The 25,017-nt window shown below is 41.3% G+C and carries 24 protein-coding genes; 18 read left to right on the top strand and 6 right to left on the bottom strand.

Annotated features, from left to right (window positions below; translation table 11 throughout):
* Positions 1 to 275 precede the first annotated feature (275 nt).
* Positions 276 to 2,210 carry a methyl-accepting chemotaxis protein gene (locus CWC28_RS10640; protein WP_063701156.1) on the bottom strand — a complete coding sequence of 645 codons (1,935 nt, stop codon included), beginning with the start codon at positions 2,208 to 2,210 and terminating at the stop codon, positions 276 to 278.
* A 228-nt stretch (positions 2,211 to 2,438) separates the two neighbouring features.
* A complete protein-coding gene (locus tag CWC28_RS10635) occupies positions 2,439 to 3,404 on the bottom strand; it encodes an AraC family transcriptional regulator (protein ID WP_063701158.1) in 966 nt (321 codons plus the stop codon).
* A 97-nt stretch (positions 3,405 to 3,501) separates the two neighbouring features.
* On the opposite strand from CWC28_RS10635, the gene CWC28_RS10630 reads away from it, so the two are divergent.
* The 11 genes from CWC28_RS10630 (at position 3,502) to CWC28_RS10580 (ending at position 14,560) form a co-directional block, all read left to right on the top strand.
* A complete protein-coding gene (locus tag CWC28_RS10630; RefSeq protein WP_063701346.1) occupies positions 3,502 to 3,822 on the top strand; it encodes an Mpo1-like protein in 321 nt (106 codons plus the stop codon).
* Between the two features lie 8 nt (positions 3,823 to 3,830).
* Positions 3,831 to 4,580: a class II aldolase/adducin family protein gene (locus CWC28_RS10625; RefSeq protein WP_063701160.1), complete on the top strand. Its 750-nt coding sequence runs from the start codon at positions 3,831 to 3,833 to the stop codon at positions 4,578 to 4,580.
* A gap of 9 nt (positions 4,581 to 4,589) precedes the next feature.
* A complete protein-coding gene (locus CWC28_RS10620; RefSeq protein WP_063701163.1) occupies positions 4,590 to 5,477 on the top strand; it encodes a bile acid:sodium symporter family protein in 888 nt (295 codons plus the stop codon).
* 267 nt (positions 5,478 to 5,744) lie between these two features.
* Complete coding sequence (locus tag CWC28_RS10615; protein WP_063701165.1) at positions 5,745 to 6,650, top strand: sensor domain-containing diguanylate cyclase; 906 nt, start codon at positions 5,745 to 5,747, stop codon at positions 6,648 to 6,650.
* Between the two features lie 122 nt (positions 6,651 to 6,772).
* On the top strand, positions 6,773 to 7,726 hold the full coding sequence (locus CWC28_RS10610; protein ID WP_063701167.1) for an SPFH domain-containing protein: 954 nt from the start codon (positions 6,773 to 6,775) through the stop codon (positions 7,724 to 7,726).
* An 8-nt stretch (positions 7,727 to 7,734) separates the two neighbouring features.
* Positions 7,735 to 8,187: an NfeD family protein gene (locus CWC28_RS10605; protein WP_063701169.1), complete on the top strand. Its 453-nt coding sequence runs from the start codon at positions 7,735 to 7,737 to the stop codon at positions 8,185 to 8,187.
* A gap of 103 nt (positions 8,188 to 8,290) precedes the next feature.
* The gene (locus CWC28_RS10600) at positions 8,291 to 9,127 is read left to right on the top strand and encodes a patatin-like phospholipase family protein (RefSeq protein ID WP_063701171.1); all 837 of its coding nucleotides are present in this window, start codon (positions 8,291 to 8,293) and stop codon (positions 9,125 to 9,127) included.
* 89 nt (positions 9,128 to 9,216) lie between these two features.
* The gene (locus CWC28_RS10595) at positions 9,217 to 11,415 is read left to right on the top strand and encodes a hypothetical protein (RefSeq protein WP_063701173.1); all 2,199 of its coding nucleotides are present in this window, start codon (positions 9,217 to 9,219) and stop codon (positions 11,413 to 11,415) included.
* Between the two features lie 200 nt (positions 11,416 to 11,615).
* Positions 11,616 to 13,241, top strand: a complete 1,626-nt coding sequence (locus tag CWC28_RS10590) for a methyl-accepting chemotaxis protein (protein ID WP_063701175.1) — start codon at positions 11,616 to 11,618, stop codon at positions 13,239 to 13,241.
* A gap of 39 nt (positions 13,242 to 13,280) precedes the next feature.
* The gene (locus CWC28_RS10585; RefSeq protein ID WP_063701177.1) at positions 13,281 to 14,087 is read left to right on the top strand and encodes a substrate-binding periplasmic protein; all 807 of its coding nucleotides are present in this window, start codon (positions 13,281 to 13,283) and stop codon (positions 14,085 to 14,087) included.
* A gap of 2 nt (positions 14,088 to 14,089) precedes the next feature.
* On the top strand, positions 14,090 to 14,560 hold the full coding sequence (locus CWC28_RS10580; RefSeq protein WP_063701179.1) for a DM13 domain-containing protein: 471 nt from the start codon (positions 14,090 to 14,092) through the stop codon (positions 14,558 to 14,560).
* A 100-nt stretch (positions 14,561 to 14,660) separates the two neighbouring features.
* On the opposite strand, the gene ahpF is transcribed toward CWC28_RS10580, so the two are convergent.
* The 4 genes from ahpF to CWC28_RS10560 all read right to left on the bottom strand — a co-directional run bounded on the left by ahpF (position 14,661) and on the right by CWC28_RS10560 (position 18,727).
* The gene (gene ahpF, locus CWC28_RS10575) at positions 14,661 to 16,241 is read right to left on the bottom strand and encodes an alkyl hydroperoxide reductase subunit F (RefSeq protein ID WP_063701181.1); all 1,581 of its coding nucleotides are present in this window, start codon (positions 16,239 to 16,241) and stop codon (positions 14,661 to 14,663) included.
* 155 nt (positions 16,242 to 16,396) lie between these two features.
* Positions 16,397 to 16,966: an alkyl hydroperoxide reductase subunit C gene (gene ahpC, locus CWC28_RS10570; protein WP_063701183.1), complete on the bottom strand. Its 570-nt coding sequence runs from the start codon at positions 16,964 to 16,966 to the stop codon at positions 16,397 to 16,399.
* 208 nt (positions 16,967 to 17,174) lie between these two features.
* Positions 17,175 to 17,678 carry a 2,4'-dihydroxyacetophenone dioxygenase family protein gene (locus tag CWC28_RS10565; protein ID WP_054562481.1) on the bottom strand — a complete coding sequence of 168 codons (504 nt, stop codon included), beginning with the start codon at positions 17,676 to 17,678 and terminating at the stop codon, positions 17,175 to 17,177.
* 47 nt (positions 17,679 to 17,725) lie between these two features.
* Positions 17,726 to 18,727, bottom strand: a complete 1,002-nt coding sequence (locus tag CWC28_RS10560) for an NAD-dependent epimerase/dehydratase family protein (protein ID WP_063701185.1) — start codon at positions 18,725 to 18,727, stop codon at positions 17,726 to 17,728.
* Positions 18,728 to 18,875: 148 nt separating this feature from the next.
* On the opposite strand from CWC28_RS10560, the gene CWC28_RS10555 reads away from it, so the two are divergent.
* From CWC28_RS10555 to CWC28_RS10525, 7 genes are all read left to right on the top strand, one after another.
* The gene (locus CWC28_RS10555; RefSeq protein WP_063701187.1) at positions 18,876 to 19,889 is read left to right on the top strand and encodes an AraC family transcriptional regulator; all 1,014 of its coding nucleotides are present in this window, start codon (positions 18,876 to 18,878) and stop codon (positions 19,887 to 19,889) included.
* A gap of 103 nt (positions 19,890 to 19,992) precedes the next feature.
* Positions 19,993 to 20,673, top strand: coding sequence for an SDR family NAD(P)-dependent oxidoreductase (locus CWC28_RS10550; protein ID WP_138625127.1), 681 nt, complete (start codon positions 19,993 to 19,995; stop codon positions 20,671 to 20,673).
* A gap of 9 nt (positions 20,674 to 20,682) precedes the next feature.
* Positions 20,683 to 22,221, top strand: a complete 1,539-nt coding sequence (locus tag CWC28_RS10545) for an AMP-binding protein (RefSeq protein WP_063701192.1) — start codon at positions 20,683 to 20,685, stop codon at positions 22,219 to 22,221.
* Positions 22,222 to 22,299: 78 nt separating this feature from the next.
* Positions 22,300 to 22,719, top strand: a complete 420-nt coding sequence (locus tag CWC28_RS10540; RefSeq protein ID WP_063701195.1) for a DUF3429 domain-containing protein — start codon at positions 22,300 to 22,302, stop codon at positions 22,717 to 22,719.
* A gap of 54 nt (positions 22,720 to 22,773) precedes the next feature.
* Positions 22,774 to 23,145: a hypothetical protein gene (locus CWC28_RS10535; protein WP_063701198.1), complete on the top strand. Its 372-nt coding sequence runs from the start codon at positions 22,774 to 22,776 to the stop codon at positions 23,143 to 23,145.
* A gap of 3 nt (positions 23,146 to 23,148) precedes the next feature.
* A complete protein-coding gene (locus tag CWC28_RS10530) occupies positions 23,149 to 23,949 on the top strand; it encodes a class I SAM-dependent methyltransferase (RefSeq protein ID WP_063701202.1) in 801 nt (266 codons plus the stop codon).
* A gap of 2 nt (positions 23,950 to 23,951) precedes the next feature.
* Positions 23,952 to 24,938, top strand: coding sequence for a Gfo/Idh/MocA family protein (locus CWC28_RS10525; protein ID WP_063701205.1), 987 nt, complete (start codon positions 23,952 to 23,954; stop codon positions 24,936 to 24,938).
* The last annotated feature ends 79 nt before the right edge of the window (positions 24,939 to 25,017 follow it).

The raw sequence follows: 25,017 nt of genomic DNA, 5'->3' as shown, positions 1-25,017 counted from the left end.
TTTGAATAATCGTTCAAGATTACGTAAACTTCGTTTATACCAATTCGCTTAATTAAGTGATCTATTTTGAGGCAAGAAAACCTCGTTGATAACAAGGCAAAAATTTCGTTATTTAGTTGTTCTAAATCAGAAATTTTTAACGCAGTTAGCGACAGGTTTAATCCCTCAAAATGATTATGTATTATTGCGGATTGGTATAAGCTAAAAAATAGTAAGGCGTTAACAACACGTGTTGTTAACGCCTTTTACTCGAAGCAGATTTAAAAAGCAGGCTATTAAACTTTAAACTGACTGACTAAATCTTTAAGGTGCTGAGCACGCGATAACAAGCTTTGCGTGCCACGCTGTTGTTGCTCAGCGTTATCATGTATTTGCATTGCACTGTCTGAGATATCATGGGCCGACTGATTGATATGCTCGACCACTGTGCCCTGCTCTTCTGTCGCTGCTGCAACTTGATGATTGCCTTGGCTGATAATTTCAAACTTCTGCTGAATAGACTGAAGTGCAGACACTGCAATATGGGTAAGCTCAGTCACTTTTTGACTACTTTGCGTACCTTCAGCAATCGCTTCTTGAGATTGCAACGATGAGCTTTGTAAGCGCGAAATCTGTTCTCTAATTTCAGACGTTGATGTTTGCGTACGCTGTGCAAGTGAACGCACTTCATCAGCGACGACCGCAAAGCCACGACCTTGCTCACCCGCTCTTGCCGCTTCAATTGCCGCATTGAGTGCCAATAAATTAGTTTGTTCTGAAATTGCATTAATTACTTCAACAACCGAGTTGATCTCAGCGGCTTGATTTGCAAACTCACCGATACTTTTATCAACCGTGATCAAAATGTCATTCAGTTCATTCATGGTTTGCGCTGTGGCAGCCATACTTTGATTGGTTTGCACGGTTTCTCGTACCGCTTCTTCCGTGTCGCTTGCTGTGCGATGAGCAATATCAGACACCTCGTTAATAGTTTGCCCCATTTCTGTAATAGCTGTGGCAACTTGATCAGTTTGCGCGCGCTGATCTTCGGTAGCAACAAAGGTTTTATTGGCAAAGCTCGCAAGGTCATCAATCCCCTCTCGCATCGCTTGCTCGGTAACACTTATTTCATCTACCAACTCGGCCACTTTACCTATAATGGCATTAAAGCCCTTTGCAAGATGCCCCAATTCATTATCAACACTGTCATCTAAACGTTTTGTTAAGTCACCGCCGTGACCTGCCATGCCCAGTAGTTCATCACCAACACTGCGAATTTTCTTACTTAGCCAATTAGCAAAATAAAGTGTAAGCACCAAAAAGATACCCGCAAGCACGACACTTACGATAATCGACATCCAAACGACTGTATTAATCGCGCTTGATATCTCTTGCTTAGGCTGAACCGCTACAAGAGTAAGGCCTGTTCCTTCAATTGGCATAACCCCAGCATAAACATCTTCATCTGCGAGCTCCACTTGCGATAGAGTAAAGCCAGTATGTTTACTGCTCAAAAAGCTTTGTAATGCGCTTAATGAAGCGACGCTTGTGACTTGTTTACCAATATAAGCATCGTTTGCGTGTGCAATAATTCGCTTGCTGTCATCAATTAAGAATAAATACCCTTGCTCGCCAATTTTACGCGACGTGACAATGCTAGAAATATCTGAAATATCATAACCTAGCCCCGCAACACCGAGTCGTTGCCCAGCTATTTCAACTAGCGTGTTAACGTATAAAGTGAGGTGTCCACCCTGCTCACTCACATCTAAGGCGAGCGCTTGGCGTTTATCTGAACCGATGAAATCAAAAAACCAACTGTCTCTTGGCTCACTTTGTGAGATTGATTTGAAAAAGCCGTCTTGCGTGTAATAACTCATTGAGTTTTTGCTTACCCAAAACACCGATGACGCACCGCTTTTTCTTTGTAAGTCAGCAAAGTACGCCATAACACGTTGATGAATTGGCGAGCTTTTCTCACCTTCGTTCATCCACGTATGCAGAATTTGGTTTTCAGCTAAAGACTGTGACACAGAGATCGGGTAACGCATTTGAGCGTCAATTTCAGCAGCCACTTTACCCACAGCGTCAGGCAATAATTGCTTTTCGGTTTGTTGGTAATAAAGCCGAGAAAATTGGCTGGTATTGATTAAGGCGCTAACCACAGTGACAACAAATAATGCAATTAACACAAAACTAATAAAAATAGTGCGCAGCGATAGGTTTCGCATTCAGCAAGCCTCATACTTAATGGTGGAGTTTTGGTTTTAGATCATCCTTGCGTCCTATCAATAATTTTAGGTAACAAGTCTGTGTTAAGCAATTGCTATTTAAGCTTTTACTGTTGTTTTTGTATGAATAATTATCAAACTCAAACAGAATAGGAACAACCGCCAACTTGTACCTTTTACTAGTTAAAATAATAGCTTCAAACAGCTCACTGAAAAAAGCCGTGCTTATTATGACCCTGCTATTATTGCCATTTTTTGCTTGTAGGTTTTTGGTGACATGCCATACCAGCGATGAAATGCATGATGAAATGCGCTAATTTCAGAGTAGCCACATAAAAAGGCTATTTCTGTGACTGAGAGATCTGTTTCGTTTAACAACGAAACACTTTTTTGCTGTCTTAAACTTGCTAATTCTTTACTAAAATTTGTGCCCTCTTTTGCAAGACGGCGCTGCAGTGTTTTTTCACTCATATTAAGTGCTTTTGCCATTGCTTTACTGGTAATTTGGCCTTGAATTAAATGCTCTTCAAGTAAAATTCTCAGTACCTGTGTCACATTCGTTTGTGTCACCAGTTTCATCTGGCTTGATAACACAGGTTCACTATCGGTATTTTCGCTAAAAAACAGGCTATGGGTCGTTGCGCCGTATTCAATTTTGCAATTAAAGTGCGTATTAATCTCACTGTGTGGCTCTTTACGTTGCAAGCAAATTCGCGTTGGGTGCCAACCTTTTCCCTTTACAGTGCGCGCTATTTTTACACAAAACGCCATGGGCGCTTCGTAGCTTAGCAATGACATATCGCGCTCACCATCACTAAAGTTAAAGCGAAGTTCATACTCACTACCGTGATCAATCAAAGACACATTATGTGTATCACCCATCAATTTTTGATAACGCAATATCAGCCGAAAAGCACTCAATAACTGTGTTGACTGAATAATCGCCATGCCAACCACCGGAATAGCGCGTACATTCATGTTACTGCCAACATAAAGACCTAAATGGGTGTTTGGTAACATGGCTTGCGCCTGCTTCCAAAGCATACTGACACTGGCTTGTGGGTATCGGGCTGTTTGGCTACTTAATTCTGCTACAGGAATATTTACCGCTGCAAACAACTCATTAATTGGTAAGCCCTGCCATTTAAACGACTCAGCCATAGCACGTAGCCACCAGCTTGATAAGGTTCTCATGAGCGTCCTAAATAAACAATTTAATGACCTATATTATCAAGTAAATAAAAGAATAAAAGCCTATTGTTTACCTGTAATTAACAACGGAGACAACAATATGGGCACTGTAGCAAGTAAACGCGAGTTCGCGAGCTTTAAAGAGTTTTACCCCTATTACCTACAAGAACACAAAAATAAAGTCTGTCGACGCTTACATTTCATTGGCAGCTGGATTGTTTTGGCTATTTTGTTTGCCGCTATTTATCAGCAGCAATATAGCTGGCTAATTTTATGCCCTCTAGTGGGCTATGGCTTTGCTTGGGTTGGTCATTTCTTTTTTGAGAAAAATCGTCCCGCTACTTTTACACACCCTTTTTATAGCTTTATCGGTGATTGGGTCATGTTTAAAGACATTATTGTTCGCAAAGTACCATTTTAGGAAAAGCCATGACCATAAAACACACAGTATCAGAACAAGAATGGCAAGCCCGTGTTGAGCTTGCTGCCGCGTATCGCTTAGTTGCTTTATATGGCTGGGATGATTTAATTTTTACCCATATTTCAATGCGCGTTCCCGGCACAGACAACGAGTTTTTGATAAACCCCTATGGCATGATGTTTCACGAAATTACGGCATCAAGTCTAATCAAAGTAGATCAACAATGTAATAAGCTGCATGACAGTGAATACCCAGTTAATCCTGCGGGGTTTAATATCCATAGCTGTATTCATATGGCGCGTGATGATGCCCATTGCGTTATTCACACCCACTCACTCAATGGCACGGCGGTGTCTGCAAACAAAGACGGCTTATTGCCTATCTCTCAGCAAGCTGTTGTTGTGCACTCAGGTCTGGGTTATCACGACTACGAAGGCATTGCCCTTAATCCTCAAGAGCAAGACCGTTTAGTGAATGACCTCGGCACGAATAACTTTCTAATGCTACGTAATCATGGCCTATTAACAGTAGGTAAAACGGTCGCTGATGCATTTTTGTTTATGTATGTTTTTGAAGCGGCATGCGCTGTACAAACTCGTACTTCACAAAATACCGAGCAACTCGTACAAGTACCTAGTGCGATTATTGAGGGTATCAAAGGGCAAACTGAGGTTGCTACTAAGGGACTGGGTGGCGCAATTGTTTGGCCTGCCCTGCTGCGCTTACTCGACAATAAAAGTCCGGGTTACGATCAATAAGGATATACCATGCAAATTGATATCATGACTAAAATAGTGCTGCCTTTAGCACTATTTATCATCATGTTTGGCATGGGCTTAGGGCTTAAAAAGCAAGACTTTGGGGCATTATTTATCAGCCCCAAAGCACTTTCAATAGGCTTAAGCTGCCAACTACTGTTATTGCCAAGCGTTGCGTTTTTATTAGCAATGAGTTTTACCCTAACACCAGAGCTCGCTATAGGGCTAATTTTAGTGGCTTGCTGCCCTGGCGGTGTGACTTCAAACCTCTATACCTATTTATTCAAAGGGGATGTTGCGTTGTCAATAAGTCTTACAACGCTAGCGACATTTATCTCACCCTTTACCTTGCCACTAATTATGCATTTTGCCATGCAAACGTTGAGTGTGCCGGGCCACGAATTCGCTTTGCCAGTGATTAAAACCATAGTGCAAATGCTGATGATAACGGTGCTTCCTGTTTGTTTAGGGATGGTCTTTAATCATTTTAAAGCCCATTTCAGCTTGAAAATAGAACCCTTTATCCGTCGTTTTTCGAGCGTATTCTTAATTGTGATAGTGCTTAGCATTATTCATAAAAATGCCGACCAAATGCTGAGCTTTTTTGCGACTAGCGGCATTGCAACGCTGACATTAAACCTCAGCACGCTGTTACTAGGGTTGTTTTTTGCAAAAATATCGGGCTTAGATCACAAGCAACAAATGAGCATTGCGGTTGAAGTTGGGCTACAAAATGGCACTCTTGCCATTTTAATTGCGAGTACCTTAATAAATAATGCCGCTATGGCAATTCCTGGTGCAACTTATAGCTTATCAATGTTTGTGACGGGTTATATTTTTTGTCGTTTATTTAGCGCGCATCAGACAAAACACCTTGCCATTCTCAACAAGGCATAAAAGCCAAGAGTGATGACTAAAAACAAGGAGGTTTTTAATCATTCAGAAATCACAAAGTAATAAAAAACAGTTAAAAATTAAGATAACCAAACGAGCTAAAACAAACCTAATAACAAAGTTCATCACCCATCCTCACTATTAATTTTTTATTTATTTTTCAAAACTATACCTAAATTATTAGTTATAAATTTAGCCTTGTGGTCAGTCTTGTTTATTAAGATATTTTCGTTCACTATCAATTTATGGCTTGTTATATAGGGACATATTGTGGCCGAACTTAAAAACTCTAAACTGCCCGTCCATATTGCTGAATTAAAGTTTGCACTTGATAACGTACCCGCATACGTTTATATAAAAAATGAACTCGGGCATTACGTTTATGCTAATAAGCTTACCTTGGGTTTATTTGCCTGCTCTGAGCAGGAACTACAACATAAGAGTGATGTTGACTTCTTCCCAATTTCTGACGTAAAAAAACTAGCGAAAATAGACAAACGAGTGCTTAGCGGTGAACGGACTCGTGAAGAAGTTAAGCTAACCTTTCCTGACGGACATCAATATATTTTCTGGGAAGTGAAAACCCCTATTATTTGTGACACAGAGCCGAACAAAGTCATCGGCATTTTAGGTATTGCTACAGACATTACCGAACGAAAACACCTTGAAGAACAACTCCTTTATGCTGCCTCTACCGACCCGTTAACTGAACTTTTAAACCGCCGCTATTTTTATATTCGTTTATCGCTTGCGTTACAAATGAGCAAGCGCGACCAAAACTACGGCGCGGTGATATTTATCGACCTGAATAAGTTTAAAAAGTTAAACGACCAATATGGCCACAACACAGGCGATGCTTATCTTGTTGAAATTGCTAATCGAATGAAAACGGTTGTGCGCGAAAAAGACTGTCTAGCCCGCATTGGTGGCGATGAGTTTGTTGTATTACTTGAAGGGCTTGGTCGTGATGAGCAAACAGCTAAACACAACGCTCATCGTGTTGCCGATAAATTACAAACGGCTATCGAGGTTAAATTTATTCTTCAAGATATCAGCTATAAGGGCTCAGCCAGTGTTGGCGTCACCATGTTTTTAGGCACGCAAAAAACAGCCGATGAAATTGTTGCACAAGCTGACCAACATATGTATCTGATAAAACATGCACTTAAGTATTAATACAAACCCTAAATAATTAGACGACTCTTAAGCTGGTTGCAATTACAAATCATTAGCGTGCTTTGCTTTGTGGTGGTAATCTGAGCAGTGAAAAATAATAGTAATTGTATTAAGGAAAGTACATGGATCCCATTTCAAGTATTTTAGACCTCTTGTTAAATGTAGAAGTCTTTATTCTAATTTTTATTTTAGTGCTACTAAAAAGCAGCGTTAAATTTGTGCCGCAAAACCGTGCTTGGTTAATCGAGCGTTTTGGTAAGTACCATTCAACCAAAGAAGCGGGCTTAAACTTTATTGTGCCATTTATCGACCGAATTGCCGCTGATCGCAGTTTAAAAGAACAAGCGCAAGATGTGCCTTCGCAGTCAGCTATCACAAAAGATAATATCTCGCTTATCGTCGATGGTGTGCTGTATTTCCGCGTGCTTGACCCGTATAAAGCTACTTATGGTGTTGATGACTATGTGTTTGCGGTTACTCAGCTATCACAAACAACGATGCGTTCTGAGCTTGGTAAAATGGAGCTAGATAAAACCTTTGAAGAACGTGACATGTTAAACACCAACATAGTTACGGCGATTAACCAAGCTTCTGAGCCTTGGGGTATTCAGGTTTTACGTTACGAGATAAAAGATATTGTACCACCAAACTCTGTAATGGAAGCAATGGAAGCACAAATGAAAGCTGAGCGTGTGAAACGTGCACAAATTTTAGAGTCTGAAGGTGATCGTCAGTCTGCTATCAACGTGGCAGAAGGTAAAAAGCAAGCGCAAGTTCTTGCAGCAGAAGCTGAAAAAGCAGAGCAAATCTTACGCGCTGAAGGTGAAGCTAAAGCGATTATCGCCGTTGCTGAAGCGCAGGCAGATGCACTTCGTAAAGTAGGTGAAGCCGCCGATACAGAGCAAGGCCAAAAAGCAATTCAACTAGACCTAGCCACTAAAGCCATTGCCGCTAAAGAAGCGATTGCTCGTGAATCATCTGTGGTATTACTTCCTGAGAGCGGTACCGATGCAAGCTCACTGGTTGCTCAAGGTATGTCTATTATTAACTCTTTGAATAAAAAGCAACAAAGTTAGGTGAACTGATGGCATTTTTAGATACGCATTTAGCCGAAGCCTTAATGATTTTAGGTGTTATCGCACTAATTGTTGAAGTAGCGGTACTGGGTATGAGTACCTACGTATTATTGTTTTTAGGCTTATCTTTATTTGCCAGCGGCTTACTAATGAATACAGGCCTTTTAGACTCGAGCTACACCACCGCGCTTTGGAGCAATATAGTGTTTACTCTTGGCTTTGCAGTGGTACTTTGGCAACCACTCAAACGCATGCAAGATAAAACCGATACCAAGCCGATACACAGTGACTTTGCTGAGCTTACCTTTGTCGTTAACGCAGATGTAGATGATAAAGGGTTAACCACACATCAGTATTCGGGTATTACATGGCAGTTAAAAAGTCATTCTCCCATTGCTGCGGGTAGCACAGTAAAAGTGACCGACAAACAAGTTGGTGTACTTTGGGTCGAGGCGGTATAACTCAGCTAGAGTCAAACTTCACTTAGAGTCAAAACTCTATTTAGTTTTGTAACCGTGTTTGCTATGGTTAGAAGCACTCACGGTTACAAGCAAGGTTGCGAAAATGAACAATAACAAGGCACTGGTTGTAGAAGGTGGCGCAATGCGTGGTATTTTTGCCACTGGCGTACTGGATGCTTTTATTCAAGCTAATTACCAACCTTTTAATCAATGCTATGGTGTTTCTGCCGGAGCTACTAACATTGCCGCTTATCTGTGCGCCCAATACAAACGTAACCATGCAGTGATTACTGATTACTCTTGCCGACCTGAATTTATTGATTTTGTTCGTTTTATTAAAGGTGGCCACCTGTTTGATTTAGACTGGCTCTGGCAAGAAACCATCCGTGATATTCGCCTAGATCTCGACACATTCGAAAAACAAGCCAGTGAGTTTTATATTGTCACAACCAATATACAAACTGGGCAGGCAGAGTACTTAAAAGCAAGTGCAACTCATCTTGAACAGCAATTAAAAGCCTCATGCGCGTTGCCTATTGCATATCGAGAATTTCCCGTTATCGACAATTTACAGCTTACTGATGGTGGCGTGGCAGATTCTATTCCTATTCGTAAAGCATACGAGATGGGTAATAAAGAAATCACCGTTATTTTATCTCAGCCTCTTGGCTATAAGAAAAAGCCTTCTAAAGCGCCTTGGTTTGTTAAACGTCTTTATAAGAAGACCCCGGCATTAGCTGAAGCCACCTTAAGGCGTGCAGAAAATTACAATCAAAGTATTGATTTTATTACCAACCCGCCAAGCGATTGTAAAATTAATATTATTGCACCGCCCCCCAACTTTGCAGTTGGTCGAACAACGAAATCATTTGAAAAACTCAGTGCGGGCTATGAAATGGGCTTAAATGCGGGTACACATTTTTTAACTCAAGTTGCCTAAGCTAACGCATTAAAAAACAGGAACAATCTTCAAGCGTTTTCGAGGTCATTGGCTATACTTTAAAGAGTTACGTTAGCCAAGGATTGACCATGAAACTCCCCTTAACTTTTATTACTGCCTTCAGGGTTTTAATACTCTCTTTTCTATGTTTATTTTCATTTTTTAGCCAAGCTATTGAGTGGCCTCAACAAGTGCAAACATCACAAGGCACACTCATTGTTTATCAACCCCAACCAGAGAAACTCAACGGTAATACTTTAACAGCCCGTGCAGCAATGTCATTTTCATTTTCAGGCAATGACGCTGTGTTTGGCGTATTTTGGTTTACCGCTAAACTAGATACTGATCGCGAAAACGATACCGTCACTGTTCGCAATATGATTGTCACCGATGTACGCTGGCCTGAATCAAAAGATGCAGGAGAACAAAAATTTACTGCTGTCGTTAATGAAGCAATAAAAGCCAGTCAATTCGAAACCTCGCTTTCGCAACTTACCGCCAGCCTTGAGAGTGCAGAAGCAGCAGAACAAAGTTTAACGCAATTAAAAACCGACCCTCCAACGATTATTTTCAAAGAGCAACTGTCGGTATTACTGAGTTTTGATGGTGAACCTAAGTTTAGTCAGATTGAAAACAGCCAATATGAGCGTGCTTTAAACACCGCCATGACAGTGATTAAAGATAGCAAAAGTAAACTTTGTTATCTCACCGATGGGCAATTTTGGTATCAGGCAAAACAAGCCAAAGGGCCTTATGACTATACTCAGTCGCCACCTGCTGAACTTGTAAAAATGCTCCCTAAAGATACCGAAAGCTCAGATCTAAGTGCACCACCAGCCATTGTTGTAGCCACTAAACCCACAGAGCTTATTGCAACTGATGGCGCAGCTAAATGGAAAAGCCTAACCGGTGGCGAGCTCATGTATGTGTTTAACACTGAAACCCCGTGGCTACGTGAAATGCAAACGAATAACATGTATGTCTTATTATCTGGGCGCTGGTATCGCGCAAAACAACAAACAGGCCCTTGGACATTTGTACGTGGCGACGAACTACCAGAAAGCTTTGCCAATATTCCACCTGAATCAGATTTAGGTGGTCTCAGAGTTTCAGTTGCTGGTACTGAAGAAGCTGACGAAGCAGTATTAGATGCAAAAGTGCCGCAAACAGCGGCTATCAGCCGTAAAGATACGAGTTTAACTGTGTACTATGATGGCAAACCTAAGTTTGAACGTATCCCTGGCACGCAAGTTTCTTATGCCATTAATACGGATGCACAAGTGCTGCAAATTAAAGGCAAATATTATGCAGTCGATAATGCGGTGTGGTTTAAGGCAGATTCCGCGCAAGGGCCTTGGCTTGTTGCTGATAGCATTCCAAAAGATGACATCGCAAAAATTCCTCCAAGTTCTCCCGTTTACAACGTCACTTACGTCGAGATATACGAGTCAACTCCTGAGGTTGTGTATGTTGGTTATTACCCAGGTTACATGTGGTCATACCCTTATTATGGCGTGCCAGTGTATGGAACGGGTTGGTATTACCCGCCATACTGGGGCGGTGGCTACTACTACCCTCGCCCACCAACGTGGGGTTTTAATATTGGCTATAACAACTGGACCGGTTGGTCGTTTGGCTTAAGTTGGAGCAATGGTTTTTTAAATTTAGGGATGAATTGGAATGTTGGATGGCCAACCCATTATCGACCTTATCATTGCTGTAATGGCTGGTATGGGGGTGGTTACCGCGGCCCTGTTATTATTAATAATGGCAACATCAATATTGGTAACAAGATTAATGTTGGCCATAAACCAGATCATCATGATAAACAGCCAAGACATAACATTTATAAACGCGATCAAAGTAAATCTCGTCTTGCTTCGAAGCAGCAAGTGAAACGCGATTTAAAAACAGCCATCAGCCAACGCGATAAAGCAAACAACGTGTTCGCCGACCAAAAAGGTAACGTGCTCAAGCATGATGCCGATAAATGGCAACAACGTGTTGAAGGTAAATGGCAAACTCTCCCCGCTGATAAACAGCAAGAAATCAAAGAGCGTGCACAAAATATTGACCGTCAACAAGTACAAAATAAATTGCAAAGTATAGATAAAAGTAAAGCGAAGCAAACATTGCAGCAGCGCCAGCACACACAAAATAGGCAACAAAATCGTATGCAGCAATTAAATCAAGCAAATAGAGCACGTCAGCAAGGTATGCAGCGCCAACAAATGCGTCGTAATACACAAAGACAGATGCCTCGGCAAATGCCTAATCGCGGTCATTAATGTAAAAACAGGAACAAAGCAAAGCCAGCGTAAATACTGGCTTTGTTATCTTAACCAGAGCCAACGGCCCTCTTTGGCTACCTTTAAGTCGTAATAGGTATCTATCTTAAGAAAAAGCCTGCAAAACAATTGCAAAAACTTGCTTAAAACCATTTCTCTATTAGCTTTAATACTAAGTCCTTACAAAAATTTGCACGCTCATGTTAAATAACTACACCGTTCGTACGCGATTAGCCGTCTTGGCTTTGTTACCGGTTACAGTTTTTGTGATCACCTCTATTTTTACAATGTCTATTATGTCGGACATGGTAAAAGGCATCGACAGTTTATATGACGATAGAGTCATCCCCCTTGAGCAAATAAAAACAGTATCGGACAATTACGCCGTTAGCATTGTTGATCTATTCCATAAATACCGTGCTGAGCAAATTTCAAAAACTGACTTTCTAGCCGCCGTTGAAAATGCAAAAGACGTTGCTGACAGCAAATGGAAAAGCTACTTAGGAACTAAACTAACCACAGAAGAGCAGCGCTTGGTTAATATCGTGGAAAAGAATCTTGCTGTGGTACAAAGCGCACTCAGCACGTTTTTAACCCAAGTTAAAAGTGACCAACTTAAAGCAGTGCCCAACGAGGTGTTCGTAAAAAATCTTTACGATGTGTTTGACCCACTCAGTGAAAGTTATCAAGGGCTAATAAACTTACAAATCAATGAGGCTAACAAGTTTAAAAACGCCGCAGATAAAGACTTTGCTCAAGTCACCATCGCTATGACCGCATCTATCACCATTTTAATAATTGTGTTGCTGGCTATTGCCTTTATCATTTACCGATCTATTCATAACCCATTGTTATCTTTAAGTGAAACGATAGGTTCTATCTCTGAAAATGCCGATTTACGTCTGCGCGCAAAAACCCATGGTAATGACGAAATAGCCCAAGCAGCAAACCACTTTAATGCCATGATGGAGCGCATTCATGCATTAGTAAATGATGTAACGAGCGCCACTCTCACCCTTTCATCTGCTGCTGAGCAAATGAACTCAATTAGCGACCAAGTTGCAAGCACAGCCACAGAGCAAGAGCATCAATCAGCGATGATTGCCACCGCCATTACACAAATGAGTAGTGCCATTGAACAAGTGGCCGCAAATGCATTATCAACATCAGAAAAAGCCACTCACACTGATAAAACAGCCAAGCAGGGTCAGCAGTCTGTGCAAGAAAATATCGATGCAATAAACCGTTTATCACATATCGTTAATGCGAATACAAAACTAATCAATGAGTTAAATACACAATCAACCGATATCAATCAAGTGGTGATGATGATCCAAGGCGTTGCAGAACAAACCAATTTACTTGCATTAAATGCGGCCATTGAAGCAGCACGCGCAGGTGAGTCGGGTCGCGGTTTCGCGGTGGTGGCCGATGAAGTCAGGCAGCTTGCGCACAACACGCAAAAAGCAACAGCCAGTATTAACGAAATGATCAGTAAACTACAAGCAATGGCGCAGCAAGCAGTTACCGCCATGGGTAATGCAGACGAAAGTGCTAAACAAAGTGTTGAATATGCAGAGCGCTCATCACAATTACTGACTGAAATTACTCAAGAAATGGCACTTATTGCCGATATGAACAACCAAGTATCCACCGCAACGGATGAGCAAACCACTGTTGCCAACGAACTAAGTTGTAATATTAATGAATTTAGTAGTAGCATTTCACTGGTTAGCGAAAGCTCGCAACAAAATGCGCAAGCCAGCCAAGAATTGGCCTCATTGGCTTCGCGTTTACAACAGCAGGTTCATGTTTTCAAAGTATAGTCGTCTAAAACTGCGCTCAAAAAGCAGAGACTCGAAATAATGAATAGAGCAATACTGATATTACTAATGACCTTTGCTCTGTCGAGTCTACAAGCCTTTTGCCATGAACAAATTGTTATACAGCTTGCGAAGCCAAATTATACCGATGCGGTAAAAAACCAATATATTCACGATATTCTCGACAAAAGTTTTGCCGCAATGGATGCGGATGTAGTGCTGCTATACAATGTTAAGCCAATGAATAATAAACGTATTGTAGAGCAGCTGAGTCATAATAAAACAATTACCTTAGCATGGCTTTCTTTGCCTCACGAGCACGCTGATTCTCTCGTCAAAACGACAATCCCACTCTATAAAGGGCTACACGGCAAGCGCTTACTGATTATTCGCCATGAAGACCAAGAAAAGTTTAGCGGCATTAAAACCCTTGCTGATTTAACTCCCTTGGTTGGCCTGCAACAACAAAGTTGGTCAGATTATACCGTATTGAAAAACAATGGTTTAACAGTTAATGGTGAGCTTGATTACCCAGGAATGGTAAAAGCCCTTGAAACAGGACTCGGTGATTACTTTCCACGCTCAGTACTGGCTATTGGCACCGAACTGAATAGACTAAAACAGTTCAATTTTGTCATTGCGCCAAACATTATGTTGCAATACCCCAGCGACTATTACTTTTACCTAAGCAAAGAGAATCAACACATTAGAGATATGCTAGAGCAAGGTATGCAAAAACTGCAGCAATCAGGTGAACTTGAGCAACTCTATTTGCAATATTTTGGTGATGTTGAAAAACAATTTTCGTTGAAGCAACGTCACATCATCACGCTAAAAAATAAGGAGTAAGCATGCTAAAAGCGCTGCTAATTATCATTATGACATTGGCGATTTTTGCTGCGGGTTTTATAGCTGGGGTTTACAGTTTACCTATTTTAACTGAACAACCAGCACCCGATATTGCTGTTTTGAAGCAGCATCAAGGTCGAGCTCAGTTTAGTGCAACGTTTAAACCCGACCTGAAAGGCTCAGATCGCTTTCATTATGGTGATGGCATGGTGTATCTAACCAATGATGCTATTTCTATGCAAGGCACGTTATCACCAGGCCCCGACTATCAACTTTATTTATCGCGAAACTTTATTGATAACGAAGCCAATTTTTTAGCACAAAAAGGCACTATGCAGCGTGTTGCAGGGGTGCGTTCGTTCAATGGCTTTAAATTAGTTGTACCACAAGGTATTGATGTCAGTGATTACAATACAGTGGTTATTTGGTGTGAAAGTTTTGAGGAATTTATAACCGCAGCGCAGTATCAGTAGCTTGATTAATAAAAACAAAGCCGCCTTTGGAGAGGGCGGCTTTAAAGCGGCAGCTATGGGTGTGAGCTGCCTAATCAAGAGTCATTGTTTATGCAACTAATTAAGCTGCATCTTCTGTGCTTTGAGTCTCATCGCTGTGACGAATTAAGTAATCAAATGCACCTAAACTTGCCGTTGCACCACTGCCCATGGCAATAATGATTTGCTTAAACGGCGTTGTTGTTGCATCACCTGCCGCGTAAACACCCGGTAAAGATGTTGCACCTTTGCTGTCTATTTCGATTTCGCCAAAGCGAGTCAGTGATAACCCTGAATCTTTTAACCATTCAGTGTTTGGCACCAAGCCGATTTGCACAAAGATACCTGCAAGCTCAAGTGATTTTTCATCACCAGAGATGCGGTCAATATAGCTTAAGCCTGTTACTCGTTTACCATCACCAACAACTTCTGTCGTTTGCGCATTTTTGATAATCGTAATGTTCTTTAAGCTATTTGCTTTACGAATAAGGACTTCATCAGCACGTAAAGTATCAGCAAATTCAAGCACGGTGACATGCTCAACAATGTTTGCAAGGTCGATTGCAGCTTCAATACCTGAGTTACCACCGCCGATCACCGCAACAGCTTTACCTTTAAATAACGGACCATCACAGTGAGGACAATAAGCAACGCCATGACCGCGATACTCTTTTTCACCTGGTACGTTCATTTCACGCCAGCGTGCACCGGTTGCTAATACCACTGATTTAGCATTTAAAACCGCACCATTTTCTAGCGTGATTTGGTAATTACCTTGCTTAGTAAGCGATGCCGCACGTTGATTTTGCATAACATCAACGTCGTATTCTTTTACGTGCTCTTCTAGTTGAGCAACTAATTTAGGACCTTCGGTCGCTTTAACTGATATAAAGTTTTCAATTGCTAACGTGTCAGAAACCTGACCACCAAAACGCTCTGCAACCACGCCGGTATTTAAGCCTTTACGTGCTGAATAAATTGCTGCAGAAGCCCCTGCTGGTCCACCACCAACAACAAGTACGTCAAATAACTCTTTGTCGTTTAGCGCTTCGGCTTGGCGTGCAGCCGCTTTGGTATCGACTTTATTTAAGATATCAGTCAGATTAACTGCACCTTGACTAAACAGCTCGCCATTTAAATACACCGCTGGCACCGCTAGGATATTGCGCTCGTTCACTTCGTCTTGGAACAAAGCACCATCAATCATAGTGGCCGTAATGTTTTCGTTGTGTGCTGCCATTAAGTTCAGTGCTTGCACAACTTGCGGGCATGTTTGACAACTTAATGAAATATATACTTCAAAGTTAAGTGGCCCAGGTAATGATTTAATTTGTTCAATTTCAGTCTCTGATGCCTTACTTGGATGACCACCTGTGTGAAGAAGTGCAAGGATCAAGCTTGTGAATTCGTGGCCCATAGGCACACCCGCAAATGTGATTTGCGTATTGTTTATAGGTGAAGATACCACCATAGATGGACGACGCACGTCTTGGTTAGGGTTATCTCGCACCGAGAATTTATCGCTTAACGATGCTAAATCGTTTGCTAAGTTTTTAAGTTCTGTTGATTTATTGCTGTCATCCAAGGCGATAAGCAGCTCAACAGGGCTGGTAATAGAAGCAAAGTGGCTTGTTAATTGGTTTTTGATATTCGTATCTAACATGGCTTAGCCCTTGAGTTCAGAATAAATAAGCTAGAAAAAATTTAGGGATAACTGCCCATCACCCGCTAATGTGCTTAATGTGAGTTGTGATGGGCAATTAAGGTTGCATTGAGATAGCAAAGCAACACTTTGCTATCGTTTAATGCAGTGGCAAATTAGATTTTGCCAACTAGGTCTAGTGAAGGAGCAAGTGTCTCTTCACCTGGCTGCCATGACGCAGGACATACTTCACCGTCGTGGTTAGCAATGTACTGTGCAGCTTGTACTTTACGTACTAACTCTTTCGCGCTACGGCCGATGCCTAAGTCGTGAGTTTCGATTACTTTGATTTCGCCTTCTGGGTTCATTACGAATGTACCGCGAAGAGCAAGACCTTCGTCTTCAATCATCACACCGAAGTTACGTGTAATACGACCTGTTGGGTCACCGATCATTGGGAATTTGATTTTACCAATTGTGTCAGACGTATCGTGCCATGCTTTATGAGTGAAGTGCGTGTCAGTTGATACTGAGTAAACTTCAACACCCATTTCTTGTAGTTGCTCGTAGAAGTCAGCAACATCACCTAGCTCAGTAGGACATACGAAAGTAAAGTCTGCTGGGTAGAAGAAGAAGATTGACCACTTACCTAGCACGTCTTTTTCTGTTAGCTCAACAAAGTCACCGTTGTGGTAAGCTGTTGCATTGAATGGTTGTAGTTTTGTGTTAATTAATGAAGTGCTCATAGTATTCCTCATTGATGTATTTAAAAATGTTTAATTAACGCAGCCTTGCGTCTGCTTGATTAATACAATAGAGGTGTGAGCGATTAAAATAAAATTGATTGTTTAGATTAAATTGATTTGTTTTTTAGATTGAAAAATAAAAAGAAGCAAAAACTACAAAGCCCTCAAACACTTACGTCATAGAGGGCTTTCTCTTCAGGGATTAAAGTTACTTACTAAAACCGTATAAACTCTTTGGTTTAATGTAGTTAGGCTCAATTCCTTGCTCTTTTGCAGCTGCTAACATCACTTGTTCAATCCAACCTGCATCCATAATGTTCATATAGTTGCCATCTGGGTCAAAGTTAATGTTAGACCCCATAACCACCATAAAGGTATCGGTCACTTCAGTGTTGTCTGCTGGTACTTGAAATTGATGAATCGAACCGCCTGGTTCAAACAAATAGCTGCCTGCCACTTGTAAATCATCTGGGTATTCTGTGTAGTGCCAGCTGCCTGCTAATGTATACAAATGTACAACACCGGTATGAAAATGCTTTGGTAATACCGTACCCGGCTCAAATAAAACACGTAATACCCATACCCCATTCTCAGAATCCAGCATGAGTGGATAAATGTGTACCCCTGGTAAGGCGTTTTTAATCAGCTTTTCATCATTGGTATGAATAGTCAGTAAGAAATCTTGATGATTAATAATATCTGGTAATGCCATGTGTGTGCCCTCTTTTCACTTGCTTTCAATAAGTTAACTAGTTGTCTTTAATTTGCTGTGGCGGTATCTGTGTGTGGTTCTTCTTTACAAAGCCCTTGCCCATACGCCCACTGCAAAGCATGTTGCATACCTTGCTGTAAGGTAAATTCAGGTTGATAACCAAAAATATGCTGTGCCTTTTCATTACTATAAGCTGCACTTTTACGACGCAACATGCGCATGGTCGACGGATTGATATCCGTGGTTTTACCAACAAGGTGATAACACCACTCAATAAACCCTGTTAGCTTTATCGCTAAAGCCAAATTCACTACTGTGACGTGCTTTTTCCCTTGTGCCTGCGCCAAATAATTAAAATAAGTTTGGTTAGTTACTTGCTCAGGGCCCGAAAGATTAAAAATTTCACCGCTTGCATCGTCGCTTATCGCACTTTGGTAAATACCTTTGACTAAGTCATCAATATAAACAGGCCCAAACATGCCCTCTGGTACCATAAACATGCCTTTGGCGATTTCTTGTAATGGGTAAGCTATCCACGGTCTTGAGCCGGGCCCATAGACATCGCCAGGGCGAATTATTGTGACATTGAGTTTTTTACTGGCGTGATAGCTTAGCGATAAATGCTCGCTCATCATTTTCGAATCGTTATAGGCTCTGCCATCAGGGAACAAAGGCGCATCTTCTTTAATATCAGTTTGCCAATCACTGCCATAGACGGCGGTCGACGAAATATGAACAAAGCGCTTTACCGTGTTTGCAGCCACCGCTGCATCCAGTAAGTTTTTAGTCCAACCCACATTCGCCTGCCATGTTTGCTTATAGCTAAACGCATTTGAAACAATTGCCGCTGTATGAATAACTAAATCGCAGTCATTCATTAATGAGCGCCAACTCGCTGGTTCATTCAAGTTACCTGCAACAATGTTAAACTCTTCACAGGGCGTTAAATCAACGCCACATACATCGACCCCATGCGCTTTAAAGTAGCGTGCGAGTGTGCGGCCAATAAAACCATTACCGCCACTGATAAAAACTTTTGAATAGTTCATTGTGTGTTCCTCTAAGCACGTTTCAGCCTTAATTGCAGTTCGCAGGCTGATTGGTTAATACATTGTTAAACTTTAATGGCATCATTTACTTTACTTTTCACGCAATTTTTTTTACTTTTTACGCCAACGCACTAAAAAAGAGCACACTATGCCCCGGCTAACACACGCACCTGATCTAATTAGAGTATCTGCTCTACATGGTTATATTGAGCTGATAGAAAGTAAATTGGTAAACCCTGATGCACTACTATCGCGCGTTGGTTTAGATCGAAAACAACTCTCTGAGCCAAATAATTTTGTGCAGTATCAACAATTGATCCAGCTGTTAGAAATCACGGCTAAAGAGTTAAACCTACCCTATTTTGGCCTTGAGCTAGGCCGCTGGCAGAGCTTAAATATCTTGGGCTCAGTCGGTTACTTGATGGGAAACTGCGACACCCTTGAAATGGCGCTAAAGAACTTAACTAAGTACTATCATGTACATCAAAATAGTGCTGATTTACTGCTCGAAGTTGGTCAAGACTATGTAAAACTCTCGTTTTTAGTACGCAATAGCTTAAAAATAAGTGTTCACCATGGCGCGGATTTAGCCATGAGCGTAGGCGTCAATTTATTAAAACAATTAACCGATGACCAAATAAAACTACATCGCTTAGAACTTCCTCATAGTGGTAATGAAAATCCTAGCGTATATCGTCAAGCGTTAGGTCAACTCCCGGTATTTAACTGTGCCCATACCGCAGTAGTATTTGATAGAAAGTATTTAAAGATCCCTATCAAAAACTCAGATAAACAATTATTTTCGATACTTAGCCAGCAACTTGGGGATCTTAAGGACACTAAGCGAGAAAACATTTCAGATCACGTTGAGGTGCTGATCAAGCAATACCTACTTCACGAAGACTTTGGTGTAAACCTGATAGCTGAAAAACTATCAATGAGTGCCCGTAGTTTACAGCGGCACTTAACAAAGCATGACACAACCTTTCGTGAGTTAGTTGACGATGTACGTTGCAATTTAGCACATCAATATTTAACTGAAACTAGCCTCAGTTTATCGAACATCTCAGATATCTTAAGCTTTTCTAATTACAGCGAATTTACTCGTGCGTTTAAACGCTGGTATGGCATACCACCAAAAGATTACCGTAAATCACTTTAGCCTTTTTGGCGCAAAAAGTTAAAAATGGGTCGTATAAAGCTAAGTTTTCGGTTAACAATTTATATATATTGGCTAGCTAGTTTCGCTAATTAGTGGTCGTGCAATGTTAAGAAGAGTGTTTATTACCGGTGCCAACAGTGGTATCGGATTCGAATTGGCAAAGCAATATATTCTAAGAGGTGACGATGTTGCATTATTCGACTTACATTTTTGCGAACAAACTAAACAATCGCTCGGTGAGCTTGCCGATTATTATCAATACGTTGAGTTTTTTGCGACGCCTATCTGTGATACTGAAGCACTGCAAACCCAAGTAAATAATGCAATTGCAGCGATAGGAAAGCCTGATTTGGCTATTTTCAGCTGCCATACTTATGAGCAGCTAAGTAACGAAAATAGTATTGCTTGTCAGCACTTTGCAACAGTCATCACGCCACACTTGGGCATGAACAGTCACCTAGCACTGACCACACCGCTTATTGATGCCACTCAATTTACGCCACAGCCCAGCGCCTTGATTTTAGCCAAAGAGCTCCGTAAAAAATTTAAACCTAACAACATAAAAGTCAGTTTAATTTGTGCAAGTAAAACGCACAGTACTTTAGCCAGCCCAGCCTATGCTGCAAAACACATTTTGCGCGGCTTGGATAAACAAAAATTAATGGTGATCCTAGGCTTACAATCTAAACTAACCTATATCATGAGTCGTTATTTGCCAAATTGGATAATGGATTCAGTGATGGATCGCTTGATAAAACAACAACTAATAAGAACAACACGCTAAGGAATACCCATGAACACACATGATAACCTCACGCAATTAATTGAGCATACGTGTCAGACTTATGCCGAACTTCCAGCCTATAACAGTGCGGGAAAAACGCTCAGCTATGCACAAGTTGAACAACAGTCTCGTTATTTAGCGCAGTGGTTTCAACAGCAAAGTGGCCTTGTTGCAGGGGACCGAATCGCCATTCAATTACCGAATATTGTTGATTACCCTATCGTTACCTATGCAGCATTTCGTGCCGGATTAATCGTTGTCAATACCAACCCACTTTACACCGCTCGCGAAATGCTACATCAGTTTAATGATGCCGATGTAAAAGCCATTGTTATTCTTGACGCCCTTACCGATAAATTAGCAACTATTATCGATGATACGTCAATCAAAACAGTTATTGTTGCAGCCGCGGTTTCTGAGCCAACATTGCAAGAGGGTCAATTTTCGTTAAATGAACTTATTCGCCAAGGTGAAAGACTCGCTCCTCTTAACGCTCATCAAGCCAGTCGTGATGATATTGCTGTTTTACAATACACCGGCGGTACCACAGGAGTTGCCAAAGCGGCGATGCTGAGTCATGGCAACATATTAGCCAATGCCGAGCAAATGAATGAGCGCTTTGATGACATTTTAACGCCCGGTCAAGAAACCGGTATTTGCCCGCTTCCGCTTTATCATATTTACGCCTTTACGGTGAACATGGTTGGTCTATTTGCTATGGGCCAATTTAATGTACTGATACCAAATCCTCGTGATTTAGATGCCTTAGTTAAACAAATCGAACCATTTGGAATTAATTACTTTTCAGGCATCAACACCTTATTTATTGGCTTGTGCATGCACCCGGGGTTTAAGGCACTGAATTTTTCAAACTTAAAAATGACCGTCTCTGGGGGCGCAGCCCTCACACATGCTGCAGCCGATGCGTGGATGAATACCACAGGTTGCACAATCACAGAAGGCTATGGCTTGTCAGAAACCTCGCCTGTTGCAACGTTAAATGACTTTAAAAAAGAAGAAATTGGTAGCATTGGCCGCCCACTTTCAAACACCACCGTCGAAATTTGGAATGAAAATGATGAGCCTGTAGCTGACGGTGAGTCTGGCGAGATCGTTGTTAAAGGCCCACAGGTGATGATGGGTTATTGGCAGCGCCAAGATGAAACCGATAAATGCATGAAACGGGGCTTTTTCAAAACCGGTGATGTGGGTCTGAAGCTTCCAAGTGGTAATTACAAAATTGTAGACCGTTTAAAAGACATGATTATTGTTTCTGGCTTTAACGTGTACCCTAATGAAGTTGAAAACGTACTTTGTCAGCACCCTGCTATCTGCGAAGCGGCCGTAATTGGCGCAAAAGATGAAAAAACTGGGGAGCGTGTTTGTGCCTACATTACCTTAAAAGAGCAGATTGATGAGCAACAAGTGAGTGACTATTGCCGCGAAAACTTAAGTGCTTATAAAGTGCCTAAATCAATCATTTTTATGGAACAATTACCTAAATCGACGGTTGGCAAAATTCTACGTCGAGAGTTACGCCAACAATAAAGCGATCGTTTTAGCCGCCTAACTGGTATAAAATAACCACGAGTTATTTTATACCAGTTAGGCGGCTTTAAGGTCATTATGGAAAAGTTTATTAATCACATTCAACTCGGTTACTTAGGTTTACTGCCGTTTTTAGGCTGCGTTGGCTGGCCACTCATTGCTGGCAGTAATGCCGTCAACTTAGACTTTTTCACTTTTTATAGTATCGCCATTTTGGCGTTTATGGCTGGTAACTTATGGCATGCAGGCCAGCAAACCCATGCTGATGCCATTAAAGCGATTATTCCTATTCTACCGATTGGCTTTTTAAGCTTTTTACCAACAACCTGGACTCTCGCTTGGCTCGCTGCAAGTTTCTGGTTGGTGTTGTTATTCGAAAAAAGTTCACCACAGTGGCAAACCTATCATATTGATTATCAAAAAATGCGTTTCGTTTTAACGTCTGTGGTTTTTGTTTGCCATATTTTTGTAATTGGCATGAGTATCTATCCTGAGTAGCCCTTTTATCGCGATTGCGGTAACATCCGCGGCTCAGTTTTTTAAGGACTTGCTATGATAGATCAACTTCGCGCTAAACTAGATCACCTTGGCGAAAATTACGTCGAGAAGAATGCGCACTTCAAAGTGAAAGTGATCCCGTTTTTCTGTTCCATTCAAATAAAAAAAGACCATAAAAAACAAGGTGGCTTAACTTTTTATTCGAATCAACTGATTGAAATCTTCTTGGCAACACTATTTTTGTTGTTTGGCTTAATGCTGTTTGATGCCGATGCTGGATTGACCCACGGACCTATACATATCGCCTTTGCAGTGCTAATAAGCTTTAACTTGATCATCAAGCAAATTGCCATCGAAGGACTCAAAACGCGCTTAGCGCTTTGCCCTGAAATAACCATCGAAGAACAGCCTGAGCAAGGCAAATAAGCTATGTTTTTAGACCCTAGTTGGCGCATCTTAACGGTGGGCGATGGTGACTTATCTTTTTCTTTGGCCTTAGCTCGCCATTTAAAACCCGCCATGCTGATTGCATCAACCTATGATGATGCAAATACCATAGAGCAAAAATACAGCGACAATGCGCTTAGTTCACTGCAACAGTTAAATATAACAACCTTAACTGAATTTGATGTCACTAAACCCGATGCATGGCAGCGCTTAGGCGACGCTCGTTTCGATGTAGTTATTTTTCAATTTCCCCTTATACCTGCGTTTAAAGGTGAAGCAGCATTTAAAGCAAATACCCAACAAGGCGGTATGAATGTTTTAAACCGAGCCTTGTTGCATCGCTACCTAGACTACGCAAGCCAGTTTGCATTAGATAGAAATGGCCCGATGTTGTGTTACATCACCTCTAAAGATGTAAAACCGTATCGTGAATGGAATATTGAAGGCAGCTTAAATCAAGGGCTAAACTGCCATTATCTTGGCCAAATGCCATTCGATATTAATTTATTCCCGGGCTATAAAATTCGTAATGTTGACCGCGATAAACATGTTAAAGACACCAGCGGCATTACCTATGTATTTAGCGAAAAAACTGACAATGAGATTACTGCTAAGCTGACTTTACCCGCTTATTTAGGCGATAAACACTGTGCATTATGCCGCGTAGGCCCTTATATGGCACAGGAAGATGAAGACAAACATGTGTTAAGCAAAAAGCACAAACAAATGGAAAAATTTGAACAGGATTGGCAAGCATGGCTTGCACAAAATAACGAGGAGTAACCATGAACTTTGTCATTGTTGGTACCAACTTTATAAGCGACACATTACTGAGTGCAGCTAAACAGCTAGAAGCGTTTTCCTTATATGGCGTGTGCTCACGAGCGCAGCAAACTGGCGAGGCTTTTCTTGCTAAACATGACCTTGCAGATGCTAAAGTGTTCACCCACATTGAACAAGTATGCCAAGATCCATTGGTCGATGCCGTCTACATTGCTGCACCAAATAGCTTACACAAAGACTATGCTGTAATGTGTTTAAAAGCCGGTAAACATGTTTTAGGCGAAAAGCCTTCGGCTGCTAATAGCAAAGAACTTGAGGCTATCATTCAAGCGGCAAAAACGCATCAACGCTTATACATGGAAGCGATGATGACCACGCATTTACCAAACTTCGCACGCTTAAAAAATGCCCTCACAAAAATTGGCACACCCCGCAAATACATTGGTCAATATAGTCAGTATTCATCACGTTACGATAAATATAAAAATGGCGAGCGCCCAAACACTTTCTTGCCAGAATTTGCTAATGGTGCATTAGTCGATTTAGGTATCTATCCGCTGTATATTTTACTCGCAATATGGGGCGCACCTCAGAGTGTAAAAGCCAGTGGTGTGTTACTTGAAACCGGTGTTGATGGGGCTGGTGACGTATTATTAAATTACGCTGATAAGCAAGCGGTGATCAGCTACTCAAAAATCTCACAAGGCGATAACTTTACTGAAATCCAAGGTGAAAAAGGTCGCATTCGTATCGAAGCCGTCTCTTTATTAAAGCGCATGCAATATATCGGTAACGATGGCACGGTTGAAGAACTCTCTGAGCAATTTGATGAACACTTTATGCGCCATGAAGTAAGCCACTTTATTCAAGCAGCGAATGCAGGACAGATTGAGTCATCAGTTAATACTCATACACTGTCAAAACAAGTTATGGCGGTGCTTGATGAAGCGCGAAGCCAACTTGGCGTTGTGTATCCCGCAGACCAATAAATACATTATTCAAGGGCAGTTAACACTGCCCTCTTTCATTTTAGCCACTCAACATAAGCTTAAATAATTACCCACAATT

It is taken from the genome of Pseudoalteromonas sp. S4492 (assembly GCF_005886115.1).
Classification (GTDB): domain Bacteria; phylum Pseudomonadota; class Gammaproteobacteria; order Enterobacterales; family Alteromonadaceae; genus Pseudoalteromonas; species Pseudoalteromonas gelatinilytica.
The sequence above is the reverse complement of the archived record's forward strand: the minus strand, read 5'-3'. Positions and strand labels throughout refer to the sequence as shown.